We start from the raw sequence: 2,632 nt of genomic DNA, 5'->3' as shown, positions 1-2,632 counted from the left end.
GGTCACTGGTGATTTTCCCCGTCTGGTGATGATTTTTGCGTGAAAAGAGCATGCCGTCATTCTGGTGCATAGTCATGCATGCCGTTAAAATTTAACAGGAGCGTTTCTGGCGGGTTCCGGGGTGGTTTGTTGTGGTTTTTGGTCATGGTTCCGTCAGAAAAGCGCTGAGTGCGTCTGAGGCGGTGCGGGCAACGGATGTTATGGTAAATTCTTGGGGGGCTTGATTATAAAAACCGCACTTCCTCTAATGTCTTGTGCTTTTTAGACAACCCTGGAAGCTTTTAGCTTTGGTGGTGCAATTTGCTGGGATTTTGGCGGAGAACCCCAGGTAAAGAAAAAGGCCACATTAGCGGCCTTTTTCGGAGAAGATGCTCAGTGCGGAATTTCGGAGACTTCTTTAACGTCGGTTTTATTGATCTGCTGTTTGACACCATTCGCGTCTGTATAGCCAAGCAGGCCTGAGTCTGATTCTTTAGGTTTGCCGTCGCTGACAATAGTGCGCCCGTCATTGGTGTGTATGGCATAGCTTGTGCGCGTGCAGCCGGTGAGGGCTGAAAGCGCAACTGCCGCTGCGAACACGGAAACAAAAATCTTTTTCAAAGCCAGCTCCTTTTATCCATATCAGTTTTGGTCACTAACCATCTAACTATAGGTCATTTTTTATGTGAAAAGAGGCTTGATGGTGGGCTGCATATCGAGTTAGGTGCGAGGTGTTATGGTTAAAGTGTGGTGTCTGGCGGGGAGGGGGCAGTGCGGGCTTATATCTGATGTAATCCGACCGATACATATACCAAGATGATTTAAGTATTCCTCTTTGTGAGGTTGGATGTCTAATTTATAAAAGGATCTTCTTGAGATCCTTTTTTTTCGCGCGTAATCTCTTGCCCTGTAAACGAAAAAACCACCCGGCAAGGTGGTTTTTCGAAGGTTCAGCAAACCGGCAAGTTTCTGAACCGTGGTAACAGGGTGTACAAGACCGCTGCCACCAAATTTGTCCTTCTAGTGTAGCCGCAGTCAGGCGTCAACTTCAAGAACTCTGCACCAGTAATCTTGTATACCCCTTACCAGTGGCCGCTGCCAGTGGCGTTTTTACGTGTCTTTCCGGGTTGGACTCAAGACGATAGTTACCGGATAAGGCGCAGCAGTCGGACTGAACGGGGGGTTCGTGCATACAGTCCATCCTGGAGCGAACTGCCTTCCCGGAACCGAGTGTCAGGCGTGGAATGAGAAACCGCGGCCATAACAGCGGAGTGACACCGGTAAACCGAAAGGCAGGAATGCGGGGGAGCACGAGGGAGCCATCAGGGGGAAACGCCTGGTATCTTTAAGCCGCATCGGGTTTCGCCACCACTGATTTGAGCGTCAGATTTCGTGATGCTCGTCAGGGGGGCGGAGCCTATGGAAAAACGGCTTCGGCGCGGCCTTATGCCTTCTTCGCTAAGTATCTTCCTGGCATCCCCTAGCTGGCATCCCCTAGGAAATTTCTGCTCCACCCGTAAGCCCGTACCGCTCGCCGCAGCCGAACGACCGAGCGCAGCGAGTGAGTGAGCGAGGAAGCGGAATATATCCTGTATTACATTTTCTCCTGACGCGTTTTCTTTCATTTTCTGCGCCTGTCTTATGTAGCAGTTATGCTATGCGTTACTGCGGTGTTACATTTTAGCCAGTATACACTCCGCTAGCGCTGAGTGACTGGTCCGGCGCTGCGCCCGGAACCCGCCTGTACCGGTTCAGCAGCCGTTCCGGGCTGACTGCAATTTTTTTATTTTCCTGCCCGCTACCCTGTAAACCTTTCTTCTGCGTTGCCGTTAACAGGAGGTAAGCCATGTTTGGTTTTTCTTCCGGAGACCTGATGACTCTTGATGATGAGCGACACCTGTTTGTGTCTGTTGTTTCGGGCTGGCTCCGGCGTGCCGGGGGGATGCCGGAGTCATGATGCTGGATGCATACCGGCAGATTTTGTCTGAAACTGAACCGGCCGTAAGGACGGTCATGCTCGAATTTCTTGAATCCGTTCGCATTCATTACATTTCGTCCTGAGCATTTTCTGTATTTCTGTCCATACTTAAACGAGGCGGCCGTCACGGACGATGGTCGTCGTTGCATGATGCTGTTATGGATGAGTGAAAGTAATCTAATCTAACTTGACTTACCTTCCGGGCAGCTCCCCGGTTTTTTTTTGCCTGTTCCCGGGGAACCACTCAGGACAGGATGTGTATTTGTAATACCGCGCACGCGCCGGCATCACAAATACCCAGGTCAGGGCTGCGCCCCGACACCCCGCCATCGCCTCACGGCCGCGCACTGAATTGCGCACCCGTTCACCGATTTTCACGCATCTTCCTCGCCTGTCTGTGCGTTCAGCATGGTGTAAAGTGCTTCGGCCTGATCGTGCAGGTGCTCACAGCAGCCGGCAGCCTCATCCAGATCCATCTGTTCGAGCCGCTCGAGGAGGAGGAGTGTCTGTGAGCGGATAAATTTGGCCATGTTGAGGGCGGCGGATTCCTGTCTGGTCACTGGTGATTTTCCCCGTCTGGTGATGATTTTTGCGTGAAAAGAGCATGCCGTCATTCTGGTGCATAGTCATGCATGCCGTTAAAATTTAACAGGAGCGTTTCTGGCGGGTTCCGGG

The 2,632-nt window shown here is 51.7% G+C and carries 3 protein-coding genes; all 3 read right to left on the bottom strand.

Annotated features, from left to right (window positions below):
• Nucleotides 1-372: 372 nt before the first annotated feature.
• On the bottom strand, nucleotides 373-600 hold the full coding sequence (locus ACJBF3_RS25950; RefSeq protein WP_021243043.1) for a YgdI/YgdR family lipoprotein: 228 nt from the start codon (nucleotides 598-600) through the stop codon (nucleotides 373-375).
• Nucleotides 601-1,027: 427 nt separating this feature from the next.
• A complete protein-coding gene (locus ACJBF3_RS25945; RefSeq protein WP_032610644.1) occupies nucleotides 1,028-1,171 on the bottom strand; it encodes a hypothetical protein in 144 nt (47 codons plus the stop codon).
• 1,160 nt (nucleotides 1,172-2,331) lie between these two features.
• Nucleotides 2,332-2,517 carry a Rop family plasmid primer RNA-binding protein gene (locus ACJBF3_RS25940; protein ID WP_032105038.1) on the bottom strand — a complete coding sequence of 62 codons (186 nt, stop codon included), beginning with the start codon at nucleotides 2,515-2,517 and terminating at the stop codon, nucleotides 2,332-2,334.
• Nucleotides 2,518-2,632 lie beyond the last annotated feature (115 nt).

Source organism: Enterobacter sp. PP-008-ECC_S150, from assembly GCF_045257065.1.
Lineage (GTDB): Bacteria > Pseudomonadota > Gammaproteobacteria > Enterobacterales > Enterobacteriaceae > Enterobacter > Enterobacter chengduensis.
The sequence above is the reverse complement of the archived record's forward strand: the minus strand, read 5'-3'. Positions and strand labels throughout refer to the sequence as shown.